Origin of the sequence: Bradyrhizobium sp. WBAH42, from assembly GCF_024585265.1 — a bacterium.
Taxonomy (GTDB): Bacteria; Pseudomonadota; Alphaproteobacteria; order Rhizobiales; family Xanthobacteraceae; genus Bradyrhizobium.
The window spans coordinates 847526-869230 of sequence record NZ_CP036533.1; the positions used below are offsets into that span (position 1 = coordinate 847526).

The following is a 21705-nucleotide window of genomic DNA, read 5'->3' on the forward strand; positions in this document are numbered from 1 at the left end:
GTAAAAAAGGACAAACGGCATTGTTCGACAATCTGTCGGAACGGCTTGGTGGCATTCTCGATCGTCTGACGGGGCGCGGTGCGCTGACCGAAAAGGACGTCGACGCCGCGATGCGCGAGGTGCGCCGCGCGCTGCTGGAGGCCGACGTCGCGCTCGAGGTGGTCCGCAGCTTCACCGAGCGGGTCCGCGAGCAGGCGATCGGCGCCACCGTCGTCAAGTCGGTCACCCCCGGCCAGATGGTAGTCAAGATCGTCCATGACGAGCTGGTCAACACGCTCGGCAGCGAAGGCCAGACCATCGACGTCAATTCCGTGCCGCCGGTGCCGATCATGATGGTCGGCCTGCAGGGCTCCGGTAAGACCACCACCACCGCCAAACTCGCCCGCCGCCTGGTCCAGCGCGACAAGCGCAAGGTGCTGATGGCCTCGCTCGACGTCTACCGTCCGGCGGCGATGGAGCAGCTGGCCGTGCTCGGCCGCGACCTCGACATTCCGACGCTTCCGATCGTCGCCGGGCAGCAGCCGCCGCAAATCGCAAAACGCGCGCTGGAAGCCGGCAAGCTCGGCGGCTACGACATCGTGCTGCTCGACACCGCCGGCCGCACCACGCTCGACGAAGAGATGATGGCGGAGGCCGCCGCAATCAAAGCCGCGGCCAATCCGCATGAAGTGCTGCTGGTCGCCGACAGCCTCACCGGCCAGGACGCCGTGAACCTCGCGCGCTCGTTCGATCAGCGCGTCGGCCTCACCGGCATCGTGCTGACGAGGGTGGACGGCGACGGTCGCGGCGGCGCCGCATTGTCGATGCGCGCGGTCACCGGCAAGCCGATCAAGCTGATCGGCACCGGTGAAAAGACCGACGCGCTGGAAGACTTCCACCCCGATCGTATCGCCGGCCGCATCCTCGGCATGGGCGACGTGGTCTCGCTGGTCGAGCGCGCCGCCGCCAATATCGACGCCGAAAAGGCCGCGCGCACCGCCGAGCGCATGCGCAAGGGTCAGTTCGACCTCAACGACATGCGCGAGCAGCTGCTGCAGATGGCCAATATGGGCGGCATCAGCGGGCTGATGGGCATGATGCCCGGCATCTCCAAGATGAAGAACCAGATCGCGGCAGCCGGCATCGACGACAAGATTTTGAAGCGCCAGGTCGCGATCATCGATTCCATGACGCGCGATGAGCGCCGTCATCCGGACCTTCTGAAGGCGAGCCGCAAGAAGCGCATCGCGGCCGGCAGCGGCCAGAGCGTCGAGCACGTCAACAAGCTTTTGAAGATGCACCGGAACATGGCCGACATGATGAAGGCCATGGGCTCTGGCAAGCGAGGCCCGCTCGCCGGCATCGCGCAGGCGATGGGCTTCGGCGGCGGCATGAAGATGCCTTCGCCCGAAGAGATGAAGGCGCTGCAGGAGAAGATGCAGAGCGGCGGCGGACAAGGCCTGCCGAATCTGCCGAAGGATCTGCCGGCCGGGCTTCGCCAGGGCCTGCCGAATGTGCCGGGGCTGACGGGCCTCAGCAACAAGCCGAACCTGCCCGGGCTCGGCGGCTTCCCCGGACTGGGGAAGAAGAAGTGAGTTCACCCGTCATTGCGAGCGAAGCGAAGCAATCCAGACTTTCTCCGCGGATGCTTTCCTGGATTGCTTCGCTGCGCTCGCAATGACGAACCAAATCAACCTTTGAATTAACAACTACTCAGGAGACCAACATGTCCGTCGTTATCCGCCTCGCCCGCGCAGGCACCAAGAAGCGTCCCGTCTATCACGTCGTCGTTGCCGACTCGCGCTTCCCGCGCGATGGCCGCTTCATCGAGCGTCTCGGCTATTTCAATCCGCTGCTGCCGAAGGACAACGAGACCCGCCTCAAGCTCGACATGGACAAGGTGAAGGCCTGGCTCGCCAAGGGCGCGCAGCCGTCCGATCGCGTCGCGCGTTTCCTCGATGCCGCCGGCGTTGCGAAGCGCGAAGCCCGCAACAACCCGCAGAAGGCCGTGCCGCGCAAGGAGCGCAAGGCGCAGGCCGAAGCCGCCGCCAAGGCGTAAGGCCGGATCATGTCGGCGCTGGTCTGCGTCGCGCGGATCGGCGCCGCGCATGGTGTGCGCGGTGCGGTCAAGCTGTGGACCTTCACCGAGGATCCCTTTGCCGTCCGCCGCTACGGGCCGCTGTCGACCAAGGACGGCAGGCGCCAGTTCGAGATCGCGCAGGTGCGCGAGGCCAAAGATCATCTGGTCGCGACATTTAGGGGTGTCGCGACCCGCGATGAGGCCGAGCGCCTCAACGGCATCGAACTCTACGTTCCGCGCGAAAAGCTGCCCGCGACGGACGAGGACGAATATTACCACACCGATCTGATCGGGCTTGCCGCCGTCTCCACCGATGGCGATGCGCTCGGCCGTGTGCTCGCGATCCATAATTTCGGCGCCGGCGACATCATCGAGATCGCGCCCCTCAAGGGCCCGACCATGCTGCTGCCGTTCTCCAACGCGGTGGTGCCGGAGGTCAACCTCAAGGGCGGCCGCGTCGTGATCGCGCTGCCGCAGGAGATCGAGGGCGAGGAGCCTGGCAATACTCCCTCCGCGAGTCGTCCCCGCGAAGGCGGGGACCCATAACCACGACGCGTAGTTTTTGGCTAAGCTGGCAGTTCCAGCCATCGCAACACGGGTTGCGGTGGTTATGGGTCCCGGGCTCGCGCTTCGCGCGCCCCGGGACGACGAGATCGGGATGCAATGACCAACCCCTCACCCTGGCGCGCGACGGTGCTGACGCTGTTTCCGGAGATGTTTCCGGGGCCGCTCGGCGTGAGCCTCGCCGGCCGGGCGCTCGCGTCCGGGCTCTGGCAGATCGAGGCGCGGGACATCCGGGCCTCCGCGACCGACCGCCACCGCAGCGTCGACGATACCCCTGCCGGCGGCGGCCCGGGCATGGTGCTGCGGGCGGACGTTTTGGCCGCGGCGATCGATGCCGCCGAGATCGGGCAAGACCCGTCAAGAGCGCGGCCACGCCTGCTGATGAGCCCGCGCGGTCGGCCATTGACCCAGGCCCGCGTTACCGAGCTCGCCCGGGGCCCCGGCCCCCTGATCGTCTGCGGGCGGTTCGAAGGGATCGACCAGCGGGTGATCGACGGGCGGGGCCTGGAGGAGGTCTCGATCGGCGATTACGTGCTGTCCGGGGGCGAAATCGCAGCCTTGGCCCTGATTGACGCCTGCGTCCGGCTGCTGCCGGGGGTGATGGGTAAAGAGGCCTCGGGAACCGAGGAGAGTTTTTCGGACGGCCTGCTGGAGTACCCCCAATACACCCGCCCGCAGCTGTTCGAGGGGGTTCCGATCCCGGCCGTCCTCACCTCGGGTGACCACGCCAAGGTAGCGGCGTGGCGGCGGGCCGAATCCGAGGCCGTGACGGCCGCCCGGCGCCCGGATTTGTGGGAAAAGGCCGCAAATCGGGGGAGCGGCCAAAAAACGCCAAAAAACAAGACAGACGGGTGACAAACGCTTCGGCTTGCCTTATAGCAGCGGCCAAATCCGCAATGGCTGGATAGACGAATTTCACGCAGCCCCCGTTTCTTAAAGGCTGGGCGCGCCGATGGAGATTTACCCATGAACCTGATCAAGCAGCTCGAGCAGGAGCAATTCGACAAGCTGTCCGCCGGCAAGGACATCCCGGAATTCGCCCCCGGCGACACCGTGATCGTCAACGTGAAGGTGGTCGAAGGCGACCGCACCCGCGTGCAGGCCTATGAGGGCGTTTGCATCGGCCGTTCCGGCGGTGGCCTCAACGAGAGCTTCACCGTGCGCAAGATCTCCTATGGCGAGGGCGTCGAGCGCGTGTTCCCGCTGCTCTCCCCGATGATCGACTCGATCAAGGTGGTGCGCCGCGGCAAGGTGCGTCGCGCCAAGCTCTATTATCTCCGCAACCTTCGCGGCAAGTCGGCCCGCATCGTCGAGAAGCAGGACCGCGCTGCTGCCGTCGGCGAGTAAGCTTCGCCACCAGGCAAGTCTTTCGAAAGCGCGGGGCTCGGCTCCGCGCTTTTTTGTTTTGACCGGACGCCCTCCCCGACCTCGTCATTGCGAGCGCAGCGAAGCAATCCAGAGTCTTTCCGCGGAGACAGTCTGGATCGCTTCGTCGCAAGGGCTCCTCGCAATGACGACGCAGCTAAGCTCTCGCGCTTTTATCGCTGCGTGCTATATAGCTTCTAGAATGTTTCCAGATCCGACCAGCTTCGCACCCGTCCGGCGCATCGTCATCGACGATCGCTCGCGGCTGCCTGGCCGGTTCTTCGGACGCTTCGCGACCTCGGCAACGTCAGAGCTTAGCAGCGCAGCTTAAAAAGCTGCGCTGACGATTTTGTTGCCCGCGCGGCCTGCCGCGCTCATCGCTGACACACATTCTTCGGAGCTCGAGCTCATGTCCAAGCCGACCACCCTGTACGACAAGATCTGGAACGACCATCTGGTGCACGAAGCCGAGGACGGCACCTGCCTGCTCTACATCGATCGCCATCTGGTGCACGAGGTGACCTCGCCGCAGGCATTCGAAGGCCTGCGCGCGACGGGGCGCAAGGTCCACGCGCCCGAGAAGACGCTCGCCGTCGTCGATCACAACGTGCCGACCACCGACCGCACCAAGCCGAATCCCGATCCCGAAAGCATCGAGCAGATCAAGGCGCTGGCCGAGAACGCCAAGGAATTCGGCATCGAATATTACAACGAGTTCGACAAGCGCCAGGGCATCGTCCACGTCATCGGCCCCGAGCAGGGCTTTACGCTGCCCGGCACCACCATCGTCTGCGGTGACAGCCACACCTCGACGCATGGCGCGTTCGGCGCGCTCGCCCACGGCATCGGCACCAGCGAAGTCGAGCACGTGCTGGCGACGCAGACGCTGATCCAGAAGAAGGCCAAGAACATGCGCGTCACCGTCGACGGCAAACTGCCGGAGGGCGTGACGGGCAAGGATATCATCCTGGCCATCATCGGCGAGATCGGCACCGCCGGCGGCACCGGCTACGTGCTGGAATACGCCGGCGAGGCGATTCGCGCGCTCTCGATGGAAGGCCGCATGACGGTCTGCAACATGTCGATCGAAGGCGGCGCGCGCGCCGGCCTGGTCGCGCCCGACCAGAAGGCGTTCGACTTCCTGCGCGGCCGCCCGAAGGCGCCGAAGGGCGCGGACTGGGACGCGGCGATGCGCTATTGGGAGAAGCTGCGCTCCGACGACGGCGCACATTTCGACCACGAGCTGCGCCTCGATGCGGCAAAGCTGCCGCCGATCGTGACCTGGGGCACCTCGCCTGAGGACGTCATCTCGGTCACCGGCATCGTGCCCGATCCCGACAAGATCGCGGACGAGGCGAAGCGCATCTCCAAGCACCGCGCGTTGAAGTACATGGGCCTGACCGCGGGGACGAAGATCACCGACATCAAGCTCGACCGCGTCTTCATCGGCTCCTGCACCAACGGCCGCATCGAGGATTTGCGTGCGGCAGCGAAGATCGCGGAAGGCAAGACCGTGTCGGCGAACGTCAACGCCATGGTCGTGCCGGGCTCCGGCATCGTGAAGGAGCAGGCCGAGGCCGAGGGCCTCGACAAGATCTTCATCAAGGCCGGCTTCGAATGGCGCGAGCCGGGCTGCTCGATGTGCCTTGCCATGAACCCGGACAAGCTGAAGCCGGAAGAGCGCTGCGCCTCGACCTCGAACCGCAATTTCGAGGGCCGCCAGGGTTTCAAGGGCCGCACCCATCTGGTGTCGCCGGCGATGGCGGCCGCGGCGGCGATCGCAGGTCACTTCGTCGACGTCAGGGACTGGCGCTAAGCCGGTCCCTGCAATTGTAGCGATCGCGGCAAAGCGTCGTTAATCGGCGGCGCCGACAGTGTCCTCGCGACGGTTTCGCGAGGACACGTCATGGCCAACAAGCCGGAATATGTCGATCTCATCAGCGAAGCGACGCGCCAGCACCGCCGGCGCGCGGCGCCATTGCGCATCGTCGCCAAGCCGGAGGTCGAGGAGACCTCCAAGCTCAGCCGCTGGCCACCGGCGATGTTCAAGCAATGGAAGCTCGAGAACCTGATGCGGTGGAAGGCTTCGTCGTGGAAGCTGAAGGACTGGCTCTAACAAGTCTCTCCGTCATGGCCGGGCGTGTCCCGGCCATCCACGTTCTTAGGCACGCATGAAGAGATCGTGGATGCCCGGGACATAGGCGAGCGGAAGCGACGCCGTCCTTCGGACGGCTATGCCCGGGCATGACGCGTGCGGATCGAGCGGAGGCTCACATCACCAATAATACCGGTACGGATAGTGCCAGCGGGGCCAGCGACAGACGCGGCGCGGGCCGTAATAGGTCCAGATGATCCGGCAGCGGCGCGGATAGTGGTAGTAGGGATAATAGCCGCCGTAGTAGTAGCGCCGGTGGAAGTGGCGATAGCCGTAATGGGGGCGATAGCCCCAGTGCCGGTGATGGCCGCCGTAGTGACGGAATCCGCCGTAACGAATGCCGCCGCCGTGAAAGGCCGGCGCGGCGCGGAAGCCGCCGCCATGAAAGCCACCGCCGCGGAAACCGCCGATATGTCCGCCGCCACCGCGGAAACCTCCGCCGTGAAAATGCCCGCCGCCACCATGTCCGCCGTGCCCGCCATGGCGAACCTGCGTGACGAGATCGTCGGTTGCGGCCTTCGTCACCGGCGACGTCGCCGGATTGATCAAGGTGAGCGCTTCAGCGCGACGCGCGCTGCCGGCCGACAGCATCAGCGTCGCGGCGGCCGCAAGCCCAAGCAGGCGCATCGGGCTGGCCCGACGACCCAATATCATCAGCATGAAATCCTCCCTGAACCCGGACGGCAGAGCTGCGACGTCTCGGCCGCGCCATTGCTGTTCAATTGCAGTCGCTCCAGGGATTAAGTTGCGGACAGCGATGTGAACGCGCCATGAATGAACGACACGCGGCGCGGCGATGCGACGCCGTGCCTCGCACGATCACAAAGCCGGCGGTCCAAGGCGGCGCCTTACCAGAAGGGCCCGTAGCTGAAGACGAACGGCGCCGGCACGCCGTAGGGATAGGGACGATAGTAGACAGGGCGCGCGTAGTAGCGCGGATCGCGGCGTACGGCAGGCCGCGCCATGTCATATGTCCGCGCGTGTCGTCGCACATCGAAAACCGCGATCCCTGCCGACGCCTCCGGGATCGTCGCCCTTGGCGCGGCGGACGCGCAAGGCAGTCCGGCGGCAAGCGCGGCGGCAATTGCCAATGCGATCCATCTCGCCATCATGGCCCTCACGAGGCCACCGCGAAGCTCGCTGGCGCGGGCATCGACGGTCAGCCCCGGCGCCAGTAGCAGCTCACGCGCGGCACGATCACCGTACCGCTCGGCCGGTACTCCTGCACATAGGTGGCGTTGCAGACGCGGACCGCGTCGGGGCCGGGATTGTAGCGGGGATAGACGCCATCCGGGCTGTAATAGGGCGTGACGCGCAGACGCGCTGGAGGCCGCTTGCGCGGCGGGGGGACATCGTCCGGCGAGACCAATTGGGCCATCCGGAGTCCGGAACTGGCTGTCTGCGCCTCGGCACCGACGCAAAACTGCGAAAACAACCCCATGCATAGTAGAGTCAGCGCTGTTTTCGCTCGCATTTTTCCGCCCACCTGAAACGTCCCATTGACCGCCCCACGCTCCCCGTTTTGGCGGCGCTCGTCAACCTCGCCGCTTATAAAGCCAGATGCATCGCCACGGAACCCGCGGTATGAGGGGCACATGTGGACGGAATTGAAAGCGCCTTCGCTCGCCGAGATGGAAGCGATGACTCACGACGTGTTCGAGCGCCTGCCGGCGGAATTTCGCAAGCTCTGCGAGGGCGTGATCGTCCGCGTCGAGGACTTCCCGACCGAGGAGGTCCTGGACGAGATGGAATGCGAGAGCGAGTTCGACCTGCTCGGCCTGTTCCAGGGCGTCGGCCTGCCCCAGCAGAGTTTTGGCGACGTGGCGCGGCTACCCAACATGGTCTGGCTCTACCGCCGCCCGATCCTGGACTATTGGGCCGAGCACGACGAAAGCCTCGGCCACATCGTCCGCCACGTCCTGATCCACGAGATCGGCCACCATTTTGGTCTGTCGGACGGCGATATGGCGGCCATTGAGGCCAAGGCGGGGTAGCACCGTTGCCACGCGCGAAGTGCGCTCCCTCTCCCGCTTGCGGGAGAGGGCCGGGGAGAGGGTGTCTCCACAATGGGACAGTCTCCTAGAGGAGAAACCCTCTCCCCAACCCTCCCCCGCTCGCGGGGGAGGGAGCTCACCTTTCTCTTGGCTCATGAGCAAGCAGACGAGATCTGCCGATTTCGGCCTAGGATTCCCGGTCCGATCGCGATAAATAGCCGGTTCCCTGAACCACGTGCGGGAAAGCGCAACCATGGACAAGTTCACTACGCTGGAAGGCGTCGCGGCGCCGCTGAAGATCATCAATGTCGACACCGACATGATCATTCCGAAGCAGTACCTCAAGACCATCAAGCGCACCGGCCTTGGCAAGGGGCTCTTCTCCGAGCAGCGCTACAAGGATGACGGCAGCGAGAACCCGGACTTCGTGCTCAACCAGCCGGCCTATCGCAATGCGAAGGTGCTGGTCGCCGGCGACAATTTCGGCTGCGGCTCGAGCCGCGAGCATGCGCCCTGGGCGCTGCTCGACTTTGGCATCCGCTGCGTGATCTCGACCTCGTTCGGCGACATCTTCTACAACAATTGCTTCAAGAACGGCATTCTGCCGATCCGGGTGTCTCAGGAAGACCTCGACAAGCTGTTCGACGACGCCGAGCGCGGCGCCAATGCGACGCTGACGATCGACCTGCCGAACCAGGAGATCCGCGGCCCCGACGGCGGCAAGGTCAAGTTCGAGATCGATCCGTTCCGCAAGCACTGCCTGATCAACGGCCTCGACGACATCGGCCTCACCATGGAGAAGAAGGCTTCGATCGATTCCTATGAGGACAAGCTCAAGCGCGAGCGCGCCTGGGCCTGATATCAGATTTCCGTTCGAGCCCCGGCGTCGAAGGCGCCGGGGCTTTTTCTTTGTTCTGATTAGCCCGTATAGCTGCACACATGCTGCCCGAGATCGTCACCTTCTGGCACGGCCCGATGGACGCGCTACGCCAGACCTGTCTGCGCTCGCAGCTGGCTGCCGGCCACAAGGTCACGGTCTACAGCTTCGATCCCATTCCCGGCCTCCCCGCCGGCGTTGCGAATGCCGAGGCCGAGGCGATCCTGCCCCACGCGTTCTCCGAACGCTTGCGGCCGCCGCAGCCGGATGGCAGCTGGCGCGACTGGACCATTCTGCAGTTCAGCGACTTCTTCCGCATGAAGCTGATGGCGAAGGGCCTCGGCCTCTGGCTCGACGCCGACGTGCTGCTCCTGAAGCCGGTCGAGATCGATCCGGCAAAGCCCTACTTCGCCTGGGAGCGGCCGCGCCAGCTCGGCAATTCCGTGCTCTACCTGCCGCCCGCGCACGGCATCGTCGCCGCCTTCGAGGAGCTGATGGAGCAGGAGGAGCTGACGCCGAACTGGCTGTCGCTGCGCCATCGCATCACCTTCATGATGCGTCGCCTGCGCGGCGGCTCGAACCGCCTCTCGGATATTCGCGTCGCGATCTACGGGCCCGCGGCACTCACAGCGCTGGCGCGGCGTACCGGTGAATTGCAGAACGCATTGCCGAAGCAGTCGTTCTACGCCGTGCATGCCGAGCCAAGACTGTTCTTCGATCCCTCGAGCTATCTCGGTCTCGTCACCGACCCCAGCATCATCGGCCTGCACATCTCGCCGAAGGGCCGCGGCGGCGAGAAGCCGATTCCCGGTAGCCTGTATGCGTGGGCGGCGGAGCGGTTTAGGTAGTTGCTGCGCAGGAAGTGCGCTCCCTCTCCCGCAAGCGGTAGAGGTTGGCAATCCCGCTCTTCCCTGTTTGATCCAGCGCAACGCGCTTCTGCATCATTGTGCTTATCTCGCTCCAATTCCGCTCGTCCGAATGGAGCTTGCCATGAGCACCGCAACCAGGCCCTATCCCATCGTCCAGGATCTCATCGAGTCCTTCGCGAACTGGCTGAAGCACCGCCGCGAGATCAACGAGATGCGGCAGCTCGACCGCGCCGATTTCGACCGGATCGCCAATGATCTCAGGATCGCGCCCGACGATCTGGAGGAGCTGGTCCGTCACGGCCGCCACGCCGCCGACGAATTGCCGAAGATGCTCGAGCAGCTCGGCATCAGCACTGAGGCGCTCGGCCGCGCGCAGCCGCTGCTGCTCCGCGACCTCGAACGGGTCTGCTCGCTCTGCAATCAAAAGGGACAGTGCGACCGCGACCTCGCTGAGGGCACCGCCGCGGAGAATTACCACGGCTATTGCGCCAACGCCTCGACGCTGGAGACGCTCGAGCGCGCCGAACACGCGCCGCGGTGAGGCGTTGCGTTACTCGATCCACTTCGGCGCGTAAGCCATCCCTTCGCTTTGCGCCGTATCGTGATTGATCCAAATTTCGGCGTTCTCGAGGCGTAGCAGCTCGACCACCTTGGCCATCGACGCAACCGTCGCCTGCGGGTCGGCATTGAACGACGGTACACGCATGCGCCGGAGGTTCTCTCGGTTATGCGCGACGTCGCCGCTCAGCAGCACGGCGCCGCGCCGCGGCAGCTTCAGCATCAGCGAGCAATGCCCAAGCGTATGGCCGGGCGTGAAGATCATGCGCACTGCGCCGTCGCCGAAGATGTCGTGATCACCATCGACGATCTCGTAAGGCCGCTCCTTCAACATCCTGTAGTGCTGAAGCGAGTAGCCGAATTCGTCAGGCTCAGGCCCGAACATGGCCTCGAATTCGGCCCGCTGAGCGATCCATCTTGCATTTTCGAACAGATCGACATTCCCGATATGATCGAAATGCGCGTGGGAAAGGAGGATCGTGCGGATATCGCGGGGCCGCACCCCGATTTCATCCAATTGGTCCGCGATGGGACGACGCACGATGCCCCGTATGCCATGCGCGATGATGCGCCCTTCCGGATGCTTCGCCAGCTCATCCTCAATGCCCGTATCCCAGATCAGCCACTCACCACGGTGACCGATGAGATAGGCATTGCAGCTCAACGTCATGGGAACGCCTACGTTGATGCCGGGAGAATAGATCGAACCGTCTTCGACCTCCGCAATGCCTCCGTCGAGGATGTAGATCCTGTCGATTGTCGCCATTTGAGAACTCTTCAAGCCGCCGATTCGACGCGCCGCTTCGCCTCGCGCATGTCGCGCCCAGGCGGCATGCCGAAAAGCCGGCAATATTCCCGCGTGAACTGCGTGACGCTTTCGTAGCCGACCCGATGCGAGGCGGTCGCGATGCTTGCGCCATCGGCCAGCATGGTGCGGCGCGCCTCGATCAGACGAAGCTGCTTCTGAAACTGAAGCGGGGTCAGCGACGTGACGCTGCGAAAGTGCAGGTGAAATGCCGACTGGCTCATCCCCGCAGCCTTGGCGAGCCGGTCGACACGCAAAGGCTTGGCATAGTCGGCGCGGATGATCGCAACCGCACGGCCGATCCGCTGCGCATGGCTGTCGGCAATACCGAGCGCCCTGATGGCGCCACCGTGCCGACCGGCCAACAGCCAATAATGCAGCTCCCGCAGCATTTGGCTCTGGAGGATTGAGGCGGACGAGGGCCGATCGATCAGGCGCAACAACCGCCGCGCCGCGTCGCTCACATCCCGCTCCGTCGGCTCGACCCGCAGCGGCCGGGACGGAACATAAGGCGCCGCCCCGATCTCGACGACCAGCCCCTCAATGACAATGGGATCGAGCTCGACGACGAGCGACAAATAGGGCACCGCGACTGTGGCGTGCGTAATCTGGCTGACCGTCGGCACGTCGCTCGCGATCACCAGCGAATCGCCTGCACCCAGGTCGAAGGACGTGGCGCCGACCGCAACACGCTTGGCGCCTTGCAGCACCAAGGCGACCAGAGGCTTGGAGATCGCAAATTGGAGCGCGCTCGGCGCGGTCTCACGAATGATCGAGATGCCGGCGAAAGGCGTGGACGCAAGGCCTTTGTCATCGGCGTGGGCTGCGGCGTAGCGGCTGGCGATCTGGAGCAGCGTTTCGGTCACGGGCCCAATCTAGGCCGAGCCAGGCACGCGGGCAATTGCCGGCGGGCGATCAGGCAAGAAGACGGGAGTTCCAGGCAAGTCGGTCGCCGGCCACATTCTGGAGGGTTGGGCAAGACGAGCAGAGGATCCGGCAACATCCGACGCTCGATCACAGGCAGAAGGGCCCTGCCGAAACTCCACGAGGAACCTGCAAATGCCCACCATTTCTCTCGTCACCGGTGCCAGCCGGGGCCTTGGCCGCAATACCGCAATCGCCATCGCGCATCACGGCGGCGACGTCATCGTGACCTATCGCAGCGGCGCCGCCGCCGCCCGCGAGGTCGTCACCGAGATCGAGGCGCTCGGCCGAAAAGCGGTCGCGCTCCAGCTCGACGTCACCTCCGTATCGACCTTTCCGGCGTTCGCTGCAAAAGTCGGGTCGGCACTGGCGGAGCACTGGCACACCGAGCGGTTCGATCATCTCGTCAACAATGCCGGCCAGGGCGAAATGGCCGCCATGACCGAGACGACGGAGCAGCAGTTCGACGCGCTCTTCGACACCCATGTCAAAGGGCCGTTCTTCCTGACGCAGGCCTTGCTGCCGCTGCTTGGCGACAATGGCCGGATCATCAACTTCTCGAGCGGGCTGACGCGCGTGTCTTTCCCCGGCTTCTCGGCCTATGCCGCCGCCAAGGGCGCCATCGAGGTTCTGACCGTCTACATGGCAAGAGAATTCGGCGAACGCGGCATCACCGCCAACGTCGTTGCGCCGGGCGCAATCGAGACCGACTTCCTCGGCGGCGCGGTCCGCGACATGCCGGATTTGAACAAGCAGTTCGCGCAAATGACCGCGCTTGGCCGCGTCGGGCTGCCCGACGACATCGGGCCGATGGTCGCGAGCCTGCTCGGTCCGGATAACCGCTGGGTCACAGCACAGCGGATCGAGGTGTCCGGCGGACAGACGATCTGATCGAAGCGGCACTTGCGCACTTCGTCGCGAGGCGATGGAGTGCGCGAGCCCTCAGCCCTTCCGCATCACCGCGATCGCATCCGCGATCTTGCCACCGCTATCGTCACCGAGAAAGACCCGACCATCTGCCGGACCGGCTGATGCCAGCGTACGGCAGAGCTTTCAACTCGTGCGCATCGCCGGGTGGCAACGGGCGTAAATAGTATGACTGTTTGCGCGGCGAGGATGCGGGAAAGCTCACCGCAATTATCCGTGCTTGATCTCGACTATTAGCTCTGTTTGGATCGTACCGTTCCGCAATTCGCATTTCGGATAAACATGGCGAATGAAACAGATGATTCCCGTCGTTCATTGGGTGCTCGTTCAACAGAGGACACCGTGACTGCCCACCGCAAGGGCATCGGGAATCGGCTATTGGCGGCGCTGCCGCCGGCGGATCTCGCCTTGCTGACGCCCCACTTCCAGAAGGTCTCGTTCGAACCCGATGCCGTCCTGGTGCGATCGGGCGACGAGCTCGACCCGGTCTATTTTCCCCATAGCGGCGCGATCGCCTTCATGCTCGACATGCCGGACGGGCAAACGGTCGCGACCACCTTGATGGGACGGGAAGGCGCTTTGGCCTCGTTCTCCGTGCTCGGCCCGTCGCCTTCATCCGTCACCGCGATCGCCCGCATAGCCGGTACTGCATCGGTGATCTCCGCCGCTAAATTTCGCGCGGCCCATGCGCAAAGCGCAGCCATCAGGCATGTCGTGCAGGTCCACGCCCGCGCCGTGTTATTGCAGCTCCAGCACGTCGCCGCTTGCAACGCGCTGCATCGGGTGGATGGCCGCATGGCCCGGTGGCTCCTGCAGCTTCACGACCGCGTTCCCGAGGACCTCCTTCCGGTGACGCAGGAGGCGCTGGCGCAACTGGTTGGGGTACGGCGGACGACGGTGACTCTGACGATGAGCAAGCTACGCGAGGCCGGCGCCATCCCGTCCGACCGGCGCGGGTTTGTCGAAATCCATCGGGCGCGGCTCGAGAGGGTCGCATGCGATTGCTATGCGCTCATGCAGCGCACCATCGATCGGATGTATTGCCAGGAATTGGCGGCGCCGCAGCCTGCCGATACGCCTTTCCGGCAAAGCGCCATCGCCGCCTCCCACGGAGCAGGTGGTGAATTCAAAGCCGTTTCACGGGCGGGACGATAGAGAGCGAAACCTGCTTGGCGCGCGGAAAAGCAAATCTCGCGCCTCAGCCCTTCGCCATCGCCGCGATCGCGTCCGCAATCGCGATCGTGCGCCGGGCCATGTCGGCGTGCAGGCGCTCCACCATCGCGCCGTCGAGACGGATCGCGCCGCGCGAGGCGTTCTCCGGCAGTTCGAACGCCGCGATGATTTTTCGCGCGCGGGCGACTTCCTCCTCCGGCGGGGTGAAGATCGCGTTGCAGGCGTCGATCTGGGAGGGATGGATCAGGGTCTTGCCGTCGAAGCCGAGGTCGCGGCCTTGCGCGCATTCGGTGGCGAAACCGTCGGAATTGGCGATGTCGCTGTAGGGGCCGTCGAGGATCTCGAGGCCGTGGGCGCGCGTCGCCAGGATGCAATGGGTGATCATCGGGATCATCGCGGCGCGGCCCGGCAGCATCCTGATCCGCGTCTCGCGCGAGATGTCGTTCGGGCCGAACACGAAGCCCGAGAGGCGGCTCGATGGATCGCGTCCGGCGGCGGCCAGTTCCTCGGCATGCAGCACGGCGCGCGCGGTCTCGATCATGGCCCAGACCTTGACGGTCGGCGCGGCGCCGAGCTCGGCCAGCTTGCGGCCGATGACCTCGAGATCTTCGACGCTCGAGACTTTTGGAACCAGGATGCCGTCCGGCGAAGCCTTGGCGGCCATGGCGACGTCATCTGCCCACCAGGGCGAGTCGAGGCCGTTGGTCCGGATCAGGATCTCGCGCCTGGCAAAGCCCTTGGCGGCGATCGCCGCCGCAATGCCGTCGCGCGCCGCCGCCTTGGCCTCAGGGGCGACGGAATCCTCGAGGTCGAGGATCAGGCCGTCGGCGGGGAGATTGCGCGCCTTTTCCAGCGCACGCGGGTTGGAGCCGGGCATGAACAGATGGCTGCGGCGCGGGCGGGTCATGCTGGCGTTCCTTCCTGGTCTGTCGTCCGACCCCCAGGCGATAGCACTTGGCCTGCCCATTCGAAAGGCTTGTCGGCTCTGGCGGTATGTGATTAGGCATGGGCCATGACGACATTCCCGAAGCAATTGCTGGAAGGCTACAAGGCCTTCGCCACCCAGCGGCTGCCGACCGAGCAGAACCGCTACCGCGAACTCTCGGTCAAAGGGCAGTCGCCCGAGACCATGGTGATCGGCTGCTGCGACTCCCGGGTCTCCCCCGAGGTGATCTTCGACGCGGGGCCGGGCGAGCTCTTCGTCGTCCGCAACATTGCCAATCTGGTGCCGACTTATCAGCCCGACGAAAGCGCGCACGGCGTCTCGGCAGCGCTGGAGTTTGCGGTGACGGTGCTGAAGGTGAAGCACATCGTGGTGCTCGGCCACGCGCAATGCGGCGGCATCCGCGCCTTCGTCGACAAGATCGAGCCGCTGACGCCCGGCGACTTCATCGGCAAATGGATGCAGATGTTCATCAAGCCGGGCGAGGTGGTCGAGCAGCGCGAGCACGAGACCATGGCGCAATTCGTCGAGCGCATCGAGAAGGCCGCCGTGTTCCGCAGCCTGGAAAACCTGATGACCTTCCCGTTCGTGCGCAAGGCCGTGGAGAGCGGCCAGATGCAGACCCACGGCGCCTATTTCGGCGTGGCGGAGGGATCGCTGTTCGTGCTGGACAAGGCGGCCAAGGAATTCAGGAACGCGCGCGCGGCATAGCCGCTCGCCGGTGGGCAGAGCGGCTTGGCCGCAAGGCGCACGCTTGCCCTCCTTGCGAAATGGCGCATATCGGGGACCTGCAAATCGTGCGTGATGAATGGCGGACAGGCGCCTGGTTCGCTAGAGTGCTCTCCATTCGCCACTCGCCGTTTGCTGTTTCATGCTGATCCTTGCCATCGATACTGCGCTCGAAGCCTGCGCGGCCGCCGTTCTCGATACCGACGCCGGCGAGCTCCTCGCCCGGGAATCGCAGCTCATGAAGCGTGGCCATGCCGAGGCGCTGATGCCGATGATCGCGCGCGTGATGCAGAGGGCCAGCCTCGCCTTCACCTCGCTCGACCGCATCGCCGTCACCGTCGGGCCCGGCAGCTTCACCGGCCTGCGCGTCGGCATCTCGGCGGCGCGGGGCCTTGCGCTGGCGGCGAAACGGCCGGCGGTCGGGCTGACGACGCTGTCGGCCTATGCCGCTGGTGTCGTCGGCCAGAGCGGAACGGCGCCGGTGATCTCCGCGATCGATGCGCGGCACGATCACGTCTATTTCCAGATCGTCGCCGGCGACGGCAGCCAGCTGGTGCGGCCCTGTGTCGCCGCGATCGACGCGGCGATCGCGGCCTCGCAATTCGGCGCGCCGCATCTGGTCGGCAATGCCGCCGGGATTCTCGCCGATCGTTGGCCGAAGGATGGACCGCAACCCGTTGCGGTCGACGCGCAGCCCGCGCCCGACATCAGCTGGATCGCCTGGCTCGGCGCGGCGGCCAATCCCGACACCAATCCGGCGCGGCCGTTCTATCTGAAAGCGCCCGACGCCAAGCCGGCGGCACAGACGCCGCGCGCAGCACAAGCCGCGACCTCATGATGGGATGGCTGTCGGAGTGGTGGCGCGGCGGCACGGCCGCCGTCGAGCCCGCGACCATGCGCGATGCCGCGCGGCTCGCGCAGCTGCACGGCGCCGCCTTCGCGCATGGCTGGGGCGAAGGCGAGTTCGAGAGCATGATGAGCGAGCGCAACACGCTGGTGCATCGCTTGCGTCTCGGCCGCAAGACGGTCGGCTTTGCGGTGTCGCGGATCGGCGCGGACGAGGCGGAAATCCTCTCGGTCGCGGTGGACGGGGCTTATCGCGGCCGCGGCCTCTCCCGTACGCTGCTGATGACCCATCTCGGCCACCTCGCCGGGCGCGGCGTGCGCACGATATTTCTGGAAGTGGAGGAAAATAACCAGCCGGCGCGGCGGCTTTACGATCGAGCTGGATTCGTGGTGGTCGGGCGCCGCGATCGCTACTATAAGCAGCCCAACGGGGAACAATTGAACGCCCTTCTGATGCGACGCGACTTGGCGTAACATCGGTGGCAGAAAGCGCCCGCCAGGCAGACAACGCTATGACCACACTGAAACATTCTCCTGCGTCCAAGGCGTCCGATATCGAGGCGCGCTGCGCCGCCACGGGCATGCGCATGACCGAGCAGCGCCGCGTCATCGCCCGCGTGCTGGCCGAAGCGATCGATCATCCCGACGTCGAGGAACTGTACCGGCGCTGCGTTGCGGTCGACGACAAGATCTCGATCTCGACGGTCTACCGCACCGTGAAACTGTTCGAGGACGCCGGCATCATCGAGCGCCACGATTTCCGCGAAGGCCGCGCGCGCTACGAGCAGATGCGCGACAGCCATCACGACCACCTCATCAATCTGCGCGACGGCAAGGTGATCGAGTTCACCTCCGAAGAGATCGAGAAGCTCCAGGCCGAGATCGCCCGCAAGCTCGGCTATCGGCTGGTCGATCACCGGCTCGAGCTCTATTGCGTCCCGCTCGATGACGACAAGCCGACGTCTTGATTGGCATGACCTTGTCGGAAAACCGCTTCACACTATTCCGGGTCATGCCTTAGTGCCCATCGATCTCATTATCTTCGATTGCGACGGCGTGCTCGTGGACAGCGAGGTGATCTCCTGTCGCGCGCACGCTGACGTGCTGACCCGGCACGGCTATCCGATCACATCGGAGCAGGTGTTCGCGCGCTTCCTTGGCCGCTCGACCAAACAGGCCAATCTCGAGATCGAAACCGAGCTCGGCCGCAAGCTGCCCGAGGCCTATCACGGTGATCTCCAGGACGAGCTTTTTCGTTCGTTCGAAGCCGACCTGGAAGCGATCCGCGGCATCCATGATGTGCTGGATGTCGTCAGCCAGCGCGTCTGCGTCGCCTCCAGCGGCTCGCATCCGCGCATGCAGGTGAGTCTCGGAAGCACGGGGCTTTATGAGCGTCTCGCGCCAAATATCTTCTCGGCCTCGCAGGTCAAGAACGGCAAGCCAGCACCTGACCTGTTCCTGTTCGCGGCGAGCCAAATGGGCGTCCCGCCCGAGCGCTGCGTCGTGATCGAGGACAGCCTGGCCGGCATCGCCGGCGCGCGGGCGGCCGGTATGAAAGTGTTCGGCTTTTACGGGGGCAGTCATTGCGGGGGCGGCCATGCCGAGACCCTGCGCCAAGCCGGCGCCGACTTAACTTTCGCCGACATGCATCAGTTGCCGGACCTGGTCCGGCGGGTCGAGGCGGACGCTCTGGCGGGTTGATTGTTGTCCCGGACCGTCATTCCGGGGCACGCGCGACGCGCGTGAACCCGGAATCTCGCAGTAAAACCTCTGGATTCCGGGTTCGCGCTGGCGCGCGCCCCGGAATGACGGGCCGAAAGAGGCCGCATTCGCTGGATTTTCGGCCCTCCAACCTATATCTGAGGGCCGTCCTCCACCTCCATTTCGGGTTCCATGACGCCGCCGCGCAAGCTGCACATCAAATCATATGGCTGCCAGATGAACGTCTACGATGCCCAGCGCATGGTGGACACGCTGGCCCCGGAAGGATTCGTGGAGACGGCGAGCGCAGAGGATGCCGATCTCGTCATCCTCAACACCTGCCATATCCGCGAGAAGGCCTCGGAGAAGGTCTATTCCGAGCTCGGCCGCCTGCGCGTCGCCAAGGACGAGGCCGCGCGTGCGGGCCGCGCGATGAAAATCGCGGTTGCCGGCTGCGTGGCGCAGGCCGAGGGCGAGGAGATCGTGCGCCGCGCGCCTGTCGTCGACGTCGTGGTGGGTCCGCAGAGCTATCATCATCTGCCGGAGCTGTTGAAGCGCGCCGAGGGCGAAGGCCGCGCGATCGAGACCGAGTTTCCGGCCGCCGACAAGTTCGGCTTCCTGGCCCAGCCGAAGCCGGACGCGATCCGCGCGCGCGGCATTTCCGCCTTCGTCACGGTGCAGGAAGGTTGCGACAAGTTCTGCACCTTCTGCGTGGTGCCCTATACGCGCGGCGCCGAAGTCTCCCGGCCCGTGGCGAAGATCGTCGACGACGTGAAGCGGCTCGCCGACAACGGCGTGCGCGAGCTCACGCTGATCGGGCAGAACGTCAACGCCTATCACGGCGAGGGGCCGGACGGAAAAACCTGGCCGCTCGGCCGGCTGCTCGCACATCTGGCGGCGATTCCCGGCATCGCGCGGCTGCGCTATTCGACCAGCCATCCCCGCGACGTCGATGACAGCCTGATCGCAGCCCATCGCGACCTCGGCGCCCTGATGCCGTTCGTGCACCTGCCGGTGCAGTCGGGCTCGGACCGCATTTTGGCGGCCATGAACCGCAAACATACCGCCGATGATTATCGGCGGGTCATCGACCGTTTCCGGTCCGCACGCCAAGACATTGCTTTTTCATCGGATTTCATCGTCGGCTTCCCCGGGGAGAGCGAGCAAGATTTTCTCGCCACCCTCGCGCTTGTCACGCAAATCGGTTACGCTGCGGCCTATTCGTTCAAATACTCCGCCCGGCCGGGAACGCCGGCCGCGGACATGCAGGAGACGGTGTCCCCCGCCGAGATGGACCAGCGATTGGAGCGGCTCCAGGAACTGATCGACAGCCAGCAATCGGCCTTCAACAAGGCCGCGATTGGCTCAACGGTCGACGTGCTGTTCGAGCGTCCGGCGCGCAAGGACGGCCAGATCGTCGGCCGCACCGCCTACCTGCAGCCAGCCCATGTGATGGCCCCGCCCGACATCATCGGACAGATCCTGCCCGTCAGGATCGACAGCCTCGAGCGCTACAGTTTTCTCGGCGAGCTCGTGACGCCGCGCAAGGCGCGCGAGCCCGCTTTATCGCAAGCCAGTGGAGCCTGAACCCTTGCCCAAAAGCGCATCGGATTCGTCTTCGTTCGCTCCCAGCCGCAAATTTGACCGCGACATGCAAGTTCCGCCCGAGACCCAGGTCGTCATCGACCTCGACGACAACCGCGCCGCTTCCGCGCTGGTCGGCCCTTACGGTCAGAATCTCGCGCAGATCGAGCGGAGGCTCGGCGTCGTCGTCGATTCCAAGGGCAACCACATCACCATCGGCGGCACCCGCGACGGCTGCGACGCCGCGCGCCGCGTGGTGGAGATGCTCTACGCGCAGGCCGTGAAGGGACAGGACCTCGACCAGGGCGAGGTCGAAGGCGCGATCCGCGCCGTGATCGCGCAGGGCTCGCTGTTCGAGTTCGACGCCAAATCAGCCAAGTCCACCTTCGACAGCATCAACTTACGCAAGCGCCCGGTGCGTGCGCGTACCGCTGCGCAGGACTCCTACATCCGCGCGCTGAAGCGCCACGAGCTGGTGTTCGGCATCGGCCCCGCCGGCACCGGCAAGACCTGGCTCGCCGTCGCGCACGCCGCGCAGCTGTTCGAGCGCAAGGAGGTCGACAAGATCATCCTGTCGCGTCCGGCGGTGGAAGCCGGCGAGCGGCTCGGCTTTTTGCCTGGCGATCTCCGCGAGAAGGTCGATCCGTATCTGCGCCCGATCTACGATGCGCTCTACGACCTCATGGATGCGCGGATCGTCGAGCGCGCGCTGCAGACCGGCGAGATCGAGATCGCGCCGCTCGCCTTCATGCGCGGCCGCACGCTGACCAACGCCGCCATCATCCTGGACGAGGCCCAGAACACCACGTCGATGCAGATGAAGATGTTCCTGACGCGTTTGGGCGAGAACAGCCGCATGATCGTGACGGGCGATCCCTCGCAGATCGACCTGCCGAACGGCCAGACCTCGGGCCTGGCCGAGGCGACCCGCCTCCTGAGCGGCGTCGAGGGTATCGCCCAGGTTCATTTCAAGGCCGAGGACGTGATCCGCCACGAGCTGGTGGCGCGGATCGTCGCCGCCTACGAAGGGCCGCCGCAGCGGCCGGCCACCGGTCAGTCCTGACGAGGCAACACCGGACCCAAGAGGGCGCGAACTCGGCGCCTTTCGTCCGAGACAACACAATGTCCCATTCCAACCTTCCCATGACCGAGGTCCTCGTCGTCGCCGATTGCTGGCAGCGCGAGCCCGATTCCGAAGCCGTGATCCAGCGCGCGGTGGCGGCTGCCGCCGAGAGCGTCGACGAGGACGTTGCCGACGCGGAAGTGGCCGTGATGCTGACCGATGATGCCGGCATCCGCACGCTCAACAGCAACTGGCGCGGCATCGACAAGCCGACCAACGTGCTATCGTTTCCCGCGCTGCAGCCGGAGGGCGCCTGGAAGCCGGGCGATGCGCCGCGCATGCTCGGCGACATCGCGATCGCCTACGAGACCATGCGGCGCGAGGCCGACGAGGAACACAAGCCGTTCGACCATCATTTGAGCCACCTCGCCGTGCACGGCTTCCTGCACCTGATCGGCTACGACCACGAGAACGAGAGCGACGCCGAGGAGATGGAAGCGCTCGAAACGGAGATCCTCGCTCATCTCGGCATCCCCGATCCCTATGCCGACCGCCCGGGGACGCACTGA

27 protein-coding genes are annotated in these 21705 nt (G+C 65.2%); 21 read left to right on the plus strand and 6 right to left on the minus strand.

What is annotated here, in order from left to right; genetic code table 11:
• The first annotated feature begins 20 nt into the window (after positions 1–20).
• The 7 genes from ffh (at position 21) to DCG74_RS04020 (ending at position 6104) form a co-directional block, all read left to right on the plus strand.
• On the plus strand, positions 21–1574 hold the full coding sequence (gene ffh, locus DCG74_RS03990; RefSeq protein ID WP_172789387.1) for a signal recognition particle protein: 1554 nt from the start codon (positions 21–23) through the stop codon (positions 1572–1574).
• A gap of 131 nt (positions 1575–1705) precedes the next feature.
• Complete coding sequence (rpsP, locus tag DCG74_RS03995) at positions 1706–2038, plus strand: 30S ribosomal protein S16 (RefSeq protein ID WP_172789386.1); 333 nt, start codon at positions 1706–1708, stop codon at positions 2036–2038.
• Positions 2039–2047: 9 nt separating this feature from the next.
• Positions 2048–2605, plus strand: coding sequence for a ribosome maturation factor RimM (gene rimM / locus DCG74_RS04000; RefSeq protein WP_172789385.1), 558 nt, complete (start codon positions 2048–2050; stop codon positions 2603–2605).
• Positions 2606–2722: 117 nt separating this feature from the next.
• Positions 2723–3478 (plus strand): tRNA (guanosine(37)-N1)-methyltransferase TrmD, encoded by a 756-nt coding sequence (gene trmD / locus DCG74_RS04005; protein WP_172789384.1) that lies wholly within the window; start codon positions 2723–2725, stop codon positions 3476–3478.
• Positions 3479–3589: 111 nt separating this feature from the next.
• Positions 3590–3970: a 50S ribosomal protein L19 gene (rplS, locus tag DCG74_RS04010; RefSeq protein ID WP_036008895.1), complete on the plus strand. Its 381-nt coding sequence runs from the start codon at positions 3590–3592 to the stop codon at positions 3968–3970.
• A gap of 427 nt (positions 3971–4397) precedes the next feature.
• Positions 4398–5804 (plus strand): 3-isopropylmalate dehydratase large subunit, encoded by a 1407-nt coding sequence (leuC, locus tag DCG74_RS04015; protein ID WP_172789383.1) that lies wholly within the window; start codon positions 4398–4400, stop codon positions 5802–5804.
• A gap of 90 nt (positions 5805–5894) precedes the next feature.
• Entirely contained in the window at positions 5895–6104 is a 210-nt protein-coding gene (locus DCG74_RS04020; RefSeq protein WP_027573016.1) for a hypothetical protein, read from the plus strand.
• A 159-nt stretch (positions 6105–6263) separates the two neighbouring features.
• Here DCG74_RS04020 and DCG74_RS04025 read toward each other — a convergent pair whose 3' ends face one another.
• The 3 genes from DCG74_RS04025 to DCG74_RS04035 form a co-directional block, all read right to left on the minus strand.
• On the minus strand, positions 6264–6803 hold the full coding sequence (locus DCG74_RS04025) for a hypothetical protein (protein ID WP_172789382.1): 540 nt from the start codon (positions 6801–6803) through the stop codon (positions 6264–6266).
• Positions 6804–6991: 188 nt separating this feature from the next.
• The gene (locus DCG74_RS04030) at positions 6992–7252 is read right to left on the minus strand and encodes a hypothetical protein (protein WP_172789381.1); all 261 of its coding nucleotides are present in this window, start codon (positions 7250–7252) and stop codon (positions 6992–6994) included.
• Between the two features lie 50 nt (positions 7253–7302).
• A complete protein-coding gene (locus tag DCG74_RS04035; RefSeq protein WP_172789380.1) occupies positions 7303–7584 on the minus strand; it encodes a hypothetical protein in 282 nt (93 codons plus the stop codon).
• Positions 7585–7738: 154 nt separating this feature from the next.
• On the opposite strand from DCG74_RS04035, the gene DCG74_RS04040 reads away from it, so the two are divergent.
• The 4 genes from DCG74_RS04040 (at position 7739) to DCG74_RS04055 (ending at position 10424) form a co-directional block, all read left to right on the plus strand.
• The gene (locus DCG74_RS04040; protein ID WP_172789379.1) at positions 7739–8137 is read left to right on the plus strand and encodes a metallopeptidase family protein; all 399 of its coding nucleotides are present in this window, start codon (positions 7739–7741) and stop codon (positions 8135–8137) included.
• Positions 8138–8390: 253 nt separating this feature from the next.
• Positions 8391–8996: a 3-isopropylmalate dehydratase small subunit gene (gene leuD, locus DCG74_RS04045; RefSeq protein ID WP_027573022.1), complete on the plus strand. Its 606-nt coding sequence runs from the start codon at positions 8391–8393 to the stop codon at positions 8994–8996.
• A gap of 80 nt (positions 8997–9076) precedes the next feature.
• On the plus strand, positions 9077–9862 hold the full coding sequence (locus DCG74_RS04050) for a hypothetical protein (protein ID WP_172789378.1): 786 nt from the start codon (positions 9077–9079) through the stop codon (positions 9860–9862).
• Positions 9863–10004: 142 nt separating this feature from the next.
• Entirely contained in the window at positions 10005–10424 is a 420-nt protein-coding gene (locus DCG74_RS04055) for a DUF6455 family protein (RefSeq protein ID WP_172789377.1), read from the plus strand.
• A 9-nt stretch (positions 10425–10433) separates the two neighbouring features.
• Here the strand turns inward: DCG74_RS04055 and DCG74_RS04060 are convergent, their stop codons facing one another.
• Positions 10434–11207, minus strand: coding sequence for an N-acyl homoserine lactonase family protein (locus DCG74_RS04060; RefSeq protein ID WP_172789376.1), 774 nt, complete (start codon positions 11205–11207; stop codon positions 10434–10436).
• An 11-nt stretch (positions 11208–11218) separates the two neighbouring features.
• The gene (locus tag DCG74_RS04065; RefSeq protein ID WP_172789375.1) at positions 11219–12112 is read right to left on the minus strand and encodes an AraC family transcriptional regulator; all 894 of its coding nucleotides are present in this window, start codon (positions 12110–12112) and stop codon (positions 11219–11221) included.
• 193 nt (positions 12113–12305) lie between these two features.
• On the opposite strand from DCG74_RS04065, the gene DCG74_RS04070 reads away from it, so the two are divergent.
• Both DCG74_RS04070 and DCG74_RS04075 read left to right on the plus strand, forming a co-directional pair.
• Entirely contained in the window at positions 12306–13061 is a 756-nt protein-coding gene (locus tag DCG74_RS04070) for an SDR family NAD(P)-dependent oxidoreductase (protein ID WP_172789374.1), read from the plus strand.
• Between the two features lie 318 nt (positions 13062–13379).
• Positions 13380–14252, plus strand: a complete 873-nt coding sequence (locus tag DCG74_RS04075; protein WP_210268566.1) for a Crp/Fnr family transcriptional regulator — start codon at positions 13380–13382, stop codon at positions 14250–14252.
• A 43-nt stretch (positions 14253–14295) separates the two neighbouring features.
• Here the strand turns inward: DCG74_RS04075 and DCG74_RS04080 are convergent, their stop codons facing one another.
• Positions 14296–15177: a CoA ester lyase gene (locus DCG74_RS04080; protein WP_172789372.1), complete on the minus strand. Its 882-nt coding sequence runs from the start codon at positions 15175–15177 to the stop codon at positions 14296–14298.
• A 105-nt stretch (positions 15178–15282) separates the two neighbouring features.
• On the opposite strand from DCG74_RS04080, the gene DCG74_RS04085 reads away from it, so the two are divergent.
• The 8 genes from DCG74_RS04085 (at position 15283) to ybeY (ending at position 21705) form a co-directional block, all read left to right on the plus strand.
• Complete coding sequence (locus DCG74_RS04085; RefSeq protein ID WP_172789371.1) at positions 15283–15924, plus strand: carbonic anhydrase; 642 nt, start codon at positions 15283–15285, stop codon at positions 15922–15924.
• Positions 15925–16084: 160 nt separating this feature from the next.
• Positions 16085–16780: a tRNA (adenosine(37)-N6)-threonylcarbamoyltransferase complex dimerization subunit type 1 TsaB gene (gene tsaB, locus DCG74_RS04090; protein ID WP_172789370.1), complete on the plus strand. Its 696-nt coding sequence runs from the start codon at positions 16085–16087 to the stop codon at positions 16778–16780.
• Positions 16777–17262 carry a ribosomal protein S18-alanine N-acetyltransferase gene (gene rimI / locus DCG74_RS04095; RefSeq protein ID WP_172789369.1) on the plus strand — a complete coding sequence of 162 codons (486 nt, stop codon included), beginning with the start codon at positions 16777–16779 and terminating at the stop codon, positions 17260–17262. Before tsaB ends, rimI begins: the two co-directional genes overlap by 4 nt.
• Before the next feature lie 38 nt (positions 17263–17300).
• On the plus strand, positions 17301–17756 hold the full coding sequence (locus tag DCG74_RS04100) for a Fur family transcriptional regulator (RefSeq protein WP_172789368.1): 456 nt from the start codon (positions 17301–17303) through the stop codon (positions 17754–17756).
• A gap of 52 nt (positions 17757–17808) precedes the next feature.
• Positions 17809–18489 carry an HAD family hydrolase gene (locus DCG74_RS04105; protein WP_172789390.1) on the plus strand — a complete coding sequence of 227 codons (681 nt, stop codon included), beginning with the start codon at positions 17809–17811 and terminating at the stop codon, positions 18487–18489.
• A gap of 192 nt (positions 18490–18681) precedes the next feature.
• Positions 18682–20076, plus strand: coding sequence for a tRNA (N6-isopentenyl adenosine(37)-C2)-methylthiotransferase MiaB (miaB, locus tag DCG74_RS04110; protein ID WP_172789367.1), 1395 nt, complete (start codon positions 18682–18684; stop codon positions 20074–20076).
• 64 nt (positions 20077–20140) lie between these two features.
• Positions 20141–21136: a PhoH family protein gene (locus DCG74_RS04115; RefSeq protein WP_172789366.1), complete on the plus strand. Its 996-nt coding sequence runs from the start codon at positions 20141–20143 to the stop codon at positions 21134–21136.
• Between the two features lie 59 nt (positions 21137–21195).
• The gene (gene ybeY, locus DCG74_RS04120; RefSeq protein ID WP_172789365.1) at positions 21196–21705 is read left to right on the plus strand and encodes an rRNA maturation RNase YbeY; all 510 of its coding nucleotides are present in this window, start codon (positions 21196–21198) and stop codon (positions 21703–21705) included.